At 72.0% G+C, this 7826-nt stretch carries 5 protein-coding genes and 1 tRNA gene; 3 read left to right on the plus strand and 3 right to left on the minus strand.

The annotated features are described in order from the left end of the window. Positions 1–141 precede the first annotated feature (141 nt). The 3 genes from K338_RS0119175 to K338_RS0119185 form a co-directional block, all read right to left on the minus strand. Positions 142–214, minus strand: a tRNA-Arg gene (locus K338_RS0119175). A 145-nt stretch (positions 215–359) separates the two neighbouring features. After that, positions 360–1160, minus strand: a complete 801-nt coding sequence (locus tag K338_RS24105) for a M56 family metallopeptidase (protein ID WP_022919758.1) — start codon at positions 1158–1160, stop codon at positions 360–362. A 7-nt stretch (positions 1161–1167) separates the two neighbouring features. Further along, positions 1168–1524 (minus strand): BlaI/MecI/CopY family transcriptional regulator, encoded by a 357-nt coding sequence (locus K338_RS0119185; RefSeq protein WP_022919759.1) that lies wholly within the window; start codon positions 1522–1524, stop codon positions 1168–1170. Between the two features lie 164 nt (positions 1525–1688). Between K338_RS0119185 and K338_RS0119190 the strand changes: the two genes are divergently transcribed. From K338_RS0119190 to cydC, 3 genes are read left to right on the plus strand one after another with little or no spacing between them, the layout of a single operon-like run. Further along, positions 1689–3269 carry a cytochrome ubiquinol oxidase subunit I gene (locus K338_RS0119190; RefSeq protein WP_022919760.1) on the plus strand — a complete coding sequence of 527 codons (1581 nt, stop codon included), beginning with the start codon at positions 1689–1691 and terminating at the stop codon, positions 3267–3269. A gap of 17 nt (positions 3270–3286) precedes the next feature. Beyond that, entirely contained in the window at positions 3287–4324 is a 1038-nt protein-coding gene (gene cydB / locus K338_RS0119195) for a cytochrome d ubiquinol oxidase subunit II (protein ID WP_022919761.1), read from the plus strand. Further along, positions 4321–7707, plus strand: a complete 3387-nt coding sequence (cydC, locus tag K338_RS24110) for a thiol reductant ABC exporter subunit CydC (RefSeq protein ID WP_022919762.1) — start codon at positions 4321–4323, stop codon at positions 7705–7707. Before cydB ends, cydC begins: the two co-directional genes overlap by 4 nt. The last annotated feature ends 119 nt before the right edge of the window (positions 7708–7826 follow it).

The following is a 7826-nucleotide window of genomic DNA, read 5'->3' on the forward strand; positions in this document are numbered from 1 at the left end:
GACGTGATCGAGACGCTCCGCGAGGAAGGCTTCACCTTCGTGACAGTCAGCGACCTGCTCGGGCAGACCACACCGGGCGAGGTCTACTACCAGGGCCGATGAGCAGGCGCCCGGTGGTGGCCGGCGCACCGGCCAGCGGCGCGCCCCCGGCCAGATTCGAACTGGCGACCTACCGCTTAGGAGGCGGTTGCTCTATCCCCTGAGCTACGGGGGCCCGGGGTGCAGCCTACCGGTGCTCGGACCGGGCGCCTGCCTCACCTCGGCCGTCCGGCTGCGGCTTGCCGCAGCAGGCGCCGCGGGCTTGTCGAGCGGTTTGGCCCGCAGGGTCTGCCTGGCCGACCCTCCCCCGCCGGGCTACCTCAGGCCGCGAGGCGCCGGAAGCGGTCACTCTCTCGCGTCGATGGCTCCGCGGGCTCGGCACCCGAGACCCGGCCAGCACCCACAGCCAGGATCGCCCTGGCCAGGTCACAGTCCTGCACGTCGCGCCGTGCGACGTCGTCGGCAAGCATCTCGATGAGCGCGGCCACCTCTGCCTCGGCGTAGGCGGCGACCGGGAACCAGGGCAGCGCCGAGCGCCACGCGCGGAACGCCAGCAGGAGCAGGTCGTGGCGCTGCTCGACGTGCGCGCGCTCGTGCGCGGTGATGGCACGCAGCGCGTCCGCGTCCAGCGTGTCCAGCAGTCCGCGGGAGAGCACGGTCACCGACCCCACACCGCGAGGAAGGCAGTACGCCACCGGGGCCGCATCATCGAGCACGCGGGTCGCAGTCTCAGTGGGGTGCGGTGCCGCGAGCAGGTCGAGCAGCACCAGGTGGCGCCGCCGCTGCCGGGTCACCTGGACCACTGTGATCGCCAGGTGCGTGAGCAGATAGACCGCCAGACCAGCGGCAGGCAGCAGCGCGAGCCACGAAGGCACCAGGCTGTAGCCGCCGAGCGCGAGGGCACCGATCATCGACAGACCGCCGGCCAAGCCGATCGCTTGCCAGAGCAGCAGAGCCAGCACCGGTGACCGGGACGGCCAGGACGCCCTGGCGAGTGCGACCGGGACCGGTCCTGCGAGCGCGATGGTGACGACGGCCAGGAGCAGGGCCACCGCCACGATCGTCGCGTGCGGGACCAGCAGCGGCACCGCCGCTGCGGACGCGAGATCCACGCTGGTCATCGACCTCTCAGCCCTCGCGCAGCAGGCTGCGCAGCATGTCGGCGTCCTCGGCCGAGATGCCGCCGACGAACCGGCTGAACACACCGCTGCGGTCGGTGGTCTCCCCGAGCGCCTCGTGCATCAGCTCGGCGACGTGGTCGGCCCGGGAGGCCACCGCCCGGTAGTGGTGCGGACGCGCGGAGCGGTCGGAGCTGACCAGCCCCTTCTTCTCCAGCCTGCCCAGCACGGTCAGCACTGTGGTCACCGCCCAGGTCCGCTGCTGCGCCTGCTCCAGACTGGCCTGCACGTCATAGGCAGTGATCGCGGCCCCAGCGTCCCAGACGGCGTCCATCACCGCCCGCTCCAGCTCTCCTAACGCGCCCATGGCATCCCTCCACAGCTTCGGGTCAACCGCTTCCGGGCCAGCGGCCCGGACCCTCATTCTACATCTCGTCAAATTTCTTCTATAGTCTGTAGAAGCACTTCGACACAGCATAGAAATCAGGGCTGCGGGCAGCGCCCCGAGCCCGGTGAGAAGGAGTTGCGCCGATGGACGTTCTCGCTATCGCCCGGTGGCAGTTCGGCATCACGACCGTGTACCACTTCCTGATGGTTCCGCTGACCATCGGCCTGGGCATGGTCGTTGCGGTGATGCAGACCGCATGGGTGCGCAGCGGCGACGAGAAGTTCCTCCGGATGACGAAGTTCTGGGGAAAGCTGTACCTGATCAACTTCATCGTGGGCGTGGCCACCGGACTGGTGCAGGAGTTCCAGTTCGGGATGGCCTGGAGCGAGTACTCCAGGTTCGTCGGCGACGTCTTCGGCGCGCCGCTGGCCCTGGAGGGGCTGCTGGCGTTCTTCGTGGAGTCCACCTTCCTCGGCATCTGGATCTTCGGGTGGGGGCGGCTGCGCAAGAGCCTGCACCTGGCCGCGCTGTGGTGCGCGGTGATCGGTTCGTGGGTGTCCGCCTACTTCATCATCGTGGCCAACTCCTGGATGCAGCACCCGGTGGGGGTGGAGCTCAACGATGCCGGCCGACCGGTGATGACCGACCTGTGGGCGCTGCTGACCAACAACACGGCCCTGGCCGCGTTCACGCACACCGTGCTCGGCTCGCTCGTGGTGGCGGGGATGTTCGTGCTCGGGATCTCCTGGTACCACCTGTGGCGGCGCCGGCACGACGGTGTGGACACCATCGACGCGGACGGGCGGGTGGTCGTCGGACAGGCGCCGGAGGCACCGGGCCGGGACCGACGGGACCACGCCGTGTGGCTGTGGTCGCTGCGGGCAGGGGCAGTGGTGGCGATCGGTGCGTTCGTCGGCACCGTGGTGACCGGGGACATCCAGGGAAAGCTGATGTACGAGCAGCAGCCGATGAAGATGGCCGCTGCCGAGGCCGCCTGCCACGAGGGGTCCGGCTTCTCCGTGCTCACCCTGGGCGACCCGGCCTCCCGGGACTGCCGGGACACGGTGACCCTGATCGAGGTCCCCGGGCTGCTCGGTTTCCTCGGCAAGGGCGAGTGGGGTGCCGACATGCCCGGGATCACCGACCTGGAGACACAGTACGTCGACCAGTACGGCGAAGCGATCCCGGACGACGCCCTGTACGGCGACCGGGCCGGCAGCGAGGTGCAGTACGTCCCGGTGCTGTGGGTCACCTACTGGGGCTTCCGGCTCATGATCGGTCTCGGTGGGATCGTCGCCGCCGGGGCCGCCGTGGCGCTGTGGCTGACCCGGAAGGGCACCGTGCCCGACCTGCGCTGGCCGATGCGGCTGGCCGTGCTGGGCATCGGGGCGCCCTTCGGCGCGAACATCGCCGGGTGGATCTTCACCGAGATGGGCAGGCAGCCGTTCGTGGTCGTGCCGAACCCGGACGTCACCGGGGTGGACGGGGTGTACATGTACACCGCCGCCGCGGTCTCCCCCGGCGTGACCGCCGGTGAGCTGCTCTTCTCCCTCATCACCCTCGGTGTGGTGTACGGCATCATCCTCGTGGTCGAGCTGTTCCTCCTGGTGCGCTACACCCGCGGCGGCGTCGCCAGCGCCATGCCCGAGCTCGCCCACCCGCCGGCCGACGACGACGCCGATGACCAGTCCGGCGAGGACGACGTCCTCGCCTTCGCGTACTGAGACCAGCAGGAGCACTCATGGACACCCTTCCCGTCTTCTGGTTCATCGCGATCGCCGCCCTGTGGGCCGGCTATCTGCTGCTCGAAGGATTCGACCTGGGCGTGGGCATGCGGATGCTGTTCGCCAGCCGCACCGAGAACGACCGGCGGGTCATGCTGAACACCATCGGCCCGGTCTGGGACGGCAACGAGGTGTGGCTGATCACGGCGGGCGCAGCGATGTTCGCAGCGTTCCCCTACTGGTACGCCGCGCTGTTCTCGTCCCTGTACGTGCCGCTGACCATCGCCCTGGTCGGCCTCATCGCCCGCGCCGTGGGGATCGAGTACCGCGGCAAGGTCGCCTCGAGAAGGTGGGCGGCCTTCTGGACGGCGATGATCGGGCTGGGCTCGACGATCGCCGCGTTCTGCGTCGGGGCCGCGCTGGCGCTGACCTCCACCGGGCTGCCGGTGGACAGCAACGGTGACCGCGTCGGTGGCCCGTTCGTCTGGCTCACCGCACCGGCGCTGCTGGGGGGTGTGGCCGTGATCGGCTACGCGCTCGCACACTCGGCGACGTTCCTGGCGCTGAAGGCGGACGGCCCGGTGCGGGAGCGGTGCGCACAGTTCGCCGCCCGATGGGCACCCCTGTGCCTGCTGCCGGCGGCGCTGTGGGCGCTGCTGGTGCAGACACAGTCTGGCGGCACCCTGCTGTCCTGGTCGTTGGTCGTCGTTGCCGTGGCTGCGGCACTGTTCGGTTGGGTACAGGCACGACGGCGCAACGAGGGCCTGGCCTTCATCGGGTACGCAGGCTTCGGTGTCAGTGGTGTGGCGGCCATCTTCGCCGGGATGTTCCCGCGGGTGCTGCCCTCGACCATCGCCCCGGCCTACGACCTGACCATCGCCAACGCCGCGAGCAGCAGCTACACCCTCGGGGTGATGACGGTGATCGTGTGCCTCTCCCTGCCGGTGATCGTGGCCTACCAGGCGTGGAGCTATTGGATCTTCCGCAAGCGGGTGACCCCGGGGATGATCCCGGACGCCCACATCGTGCTGCCGGCCATCCTGCGCGACCGATGACCAGCACCCTCCAGCGCAGCGAGCCGGGGCTGGACCCGTGGGTCCTGGAGGCACGGCGGGCGGCACACGCCCCTGCCGCCCGCCCGCCCCAGCTCGGCCCGGTACGACGCCCGGCCGTGCTGCTGCTCGGGGGGCTGGCCGCACTGCGTGGCCTCGGTCTGGTGCTGGTGGCCGATGCTGTCGCCCGGGGCATCGCGGGTCTGGCTGCGGGCAGCTTCCCCGGCGGAACGGGGCAGCTGGTGCTCCTCGGTGCCGTGGGTGCCCTGCTGCGGGCGGGGGCCGAGTGGGCCACGGCGGTGGTGGCACGCCGGGTCGCCACCGGCGTCAAACGTGACCTGCGGGGCCGGCTGTGGCGCCGGATGGTCGTCGGTGGCACCGGCGGCGGGAGCACGGCGGTGCTCGCCTCCGACGGGCTGGATGCGCTGGACGACTACTACGTGCAGTCGTTGCCCGCACTGGTCTACGCCGCAGTGGTCCCGTTGCTCGTCGGGGTGCGCATCCTGGCCGCGGACTGGGTCAGCGCCCTGGTGATCGTCCTCACCGTGCCGCTGGTGCCGCTGTTCATGGTGCTGATCGGCAAGCACACCCAGCAGCGCACCGCCCGTGCCCTGGCCGCCCTGGCCCGCCTCGCCGACCACCTCACCGAGCTGGCCCGCGGGCTGCCCGTGCTGGTCGGACTGGGCCGCGTCGAGGAGCAGACCCGCGCGCTGGAGCGGATCCAGCGCTCCTACCGGACCCGCACGCAGGAGACCCTGCGCTGGGCGTTCCTGTCTGCACTGGCGCTCGAGCTGGTGGCGACGATCTCCGTGGCGGTCGTGGCCGTGTTCCTCGGTCTCCGGCTGCTGGGCGGGACGATGGCGCTCGGTCCGGCGCTCCTGGCCCTGATCCTGGCACCGGAGTGCTTCAACGCCTTGCGCGAGGTCGGCACCGCCTTCCATGCCTCCCAGGACGGCCAGGCGGCGCTGGAGAAGACCCGCACCCTGCTCGCCCAGGACGCGGCGACCGAGGTGCGCGCTGCCACCGGCAGGAGGGAGCACACCGCACCTGGGGCCGACCACCGCAGCCCGGTGCACATCGACCGGCTCACCGTCCGGTACGCCGGCCGCAGCCGCCCGGCCCTGGAGGGCGTCTGCGCAACGCTGACCGGGATCGTGGCCGTCACCGGCCGTTCAGGAGCGGGCAAGTCCACCCTGCTGGCTGCCCTCACCGGCACCCTGCCACCCGATGCCCACACGAGTGGCACCATCACCGGGCTCCGTCCCCACGACGTGGCCTGGGCCCCGCAGGCACCGCGCGCCTTCGCGGCCACACCACGGGAGGAGCTGGCGCTGTACGGTGCCCCCGACCCGGTGACCGCGCTGGCGGAGCTCGGTCTTGCCCACTGTGCCGATGCGGCGGTGGCCGAGCTCAGCCCCGGTGAGCTACGCCGTCTTGCCGTGGCCCGTGCCCTGGTCCGCGCCGATGCAGGTGCGTACCTGCTCGTCCTCGACGAACCCACAGCGCACCTCGATGGTGCGGCAGCCGACCAGGTGCGCGCCGCGATCCTCCGCCGCGCCAGCACCGCCACTGTGGTGCTCGCCAGCCACGAGCCCAAGACCCAGGCGCTGGCGACATCGACGGTGAGGTTCGGCACGTCAGCGGACCTGCCGGCGTCATCGGTGCCGGAGCAGACGCCGCCCGGGCCCGCAGACCCGCACCGGGCCGTGCCGCCACCCGCCCGCCCGGCACTGGCGCACCTGACCCAGCGTGGGCTCACGCTCCGCTCGCTGCTGCGGCCACACCGGTGGGGATGGGCGAGCGCCGTCGCGCTCGGCGCCCTCGGTACCAGCCTGGGCCTGGCACTGACCGCCGTGTCCGGCTGGCTGATCGTGCGGGCGAGCGTCGAGGAGTACATCATGTACCTCCTGGTGGCGATCGTGGGGGTGCGCGCGTTCGGGATCGGACGCTCGACCGGCCGGTACAGCGAGCGCCTGGCCACGCACCGCGTCACCTTCGCTGCGATCGACGAGCTGCGGCTGCGGCTGTGGCGGGCGATCGCTGCCCGGGCCACCGGGTCGCGCCGGCTGCTCGAGGGTGGCGCTCCGCTGGACTACCTCGTCACGCTGGCCGACGAGCTGCGCGACCAGCTCCCCCGGGTGGTGCCGCCGCTGGCGGTCGGGCTGCTCGTCCTGGGCGGCACCGCCACCACCACGGCGCTGGTCGCACCACACCTGCTGCTGCCGGTCGCCCTCACGCTGGCCATCAGCGCGCTGCTGGCGGTGGTGCTGGCCATCGGTGCCGAACGCGGCGCCGGTCCGGCACGTATCGCTGCACGGTCGAGGATCGTGCGCGGGTCGGAGGCGCTGGCCGCTGCTGCTGCCGACCTACGCGGCAACGGCGTCGCGGCACGGGCGCTGGCACGGCTGGATGCGGCGGCCGGACACCTCGCCGCTGCGGAGCACCGCGCAGCCTGGGCCGCCGGGCTGGGCACCGCTGTCGTGACGGCCGGCGCCACGGGGCTGGCGGTCACCGTACCGGTGCTGTCCATCGGGCACCCGGCCGAGCAGGTCTCGGTCATCGCCCTGCTCAGCCTCGCCGTGATCGAGCCGCTGACCGAGCTGGTGGGTGCCGTGCACCGCATCCCAGCGCTCCGGGAGATCCTGGCCCGGCTGTCCCCGATCCTGCAGCCGGTGCCCGCGGCAGACTGGGGCGAGGAAGCACCCGACGACCACATCGGGCAGGTTGCCCTCGACGATGTCACCGTCCGCTATCCGGGTGCCGCACGACCGGCGGTGGCGGGGGTGACCGGTATCGCCACCGCCGACCACTGGCTCGTGCTCGACGGGCCCTCCGGTTCCGGGAAGTCCACGCTGCTCTCGGCGATCATGGGCGCTCTGCGGGTCAGCTCGGGCACGATCCGGGCCGACGACCGGCCGCTGCCGACGCTGCGCGAGCAGGACTGGCGCGCCCGGGTGGCGTGGTGCCCGCAGGACGCCTACGCCTTCAGCTCCACGATCCGCGGCAACCTCCTGCTCGCCCGCTCCCACGACGACGCCCCGGACGATGCGACCCTGTCCGCGATGCTCACCCGGGTGGGCCTCGGTCCACTGGTCGACACGCTCCCGGACGGCCTGGACACCCGCGTGGGGCCAGGTGGCACAGCCCTGTCCGGGGGCGAGCGGCAGCGGCTCGCCGTGGCCCGTGCCCTGCTCACCTCGGCGGACGTCGTCCTCCTGGACGAACCCACGGCGCACCTGGACCCGCCCACAGCGGCCGCGATGATGGCTGACGTCCGCGCGGCCACCGCCGGGCGCGTGGTGGTCCTCGTCTCCCACCGGCGCGAGGACCGCCGGCCGGGCGATGCCGTGGTGAGCCTGCCGGGGCGGGCCGCGACGGTCTCGTGAACGTGCTCTCGGGTAGTGCGCCGGTGCGGGCCGTCTCGACCAACACGGGCTGTTCTCGTCACCGGGACGTGGGCTCACCGGACCTACCATCGAGCGGTGTCTCGATCCACCCCGCTCTT

The organism is Ruania albidiflava DSM 18029 (assembly GCF_000421225.1).
GTDB lineage: Bacteria > Actinomycetota > Actinomycetes > Actinomycetales > Beutenbergiaceae > Ruania > Ruania albidiflava.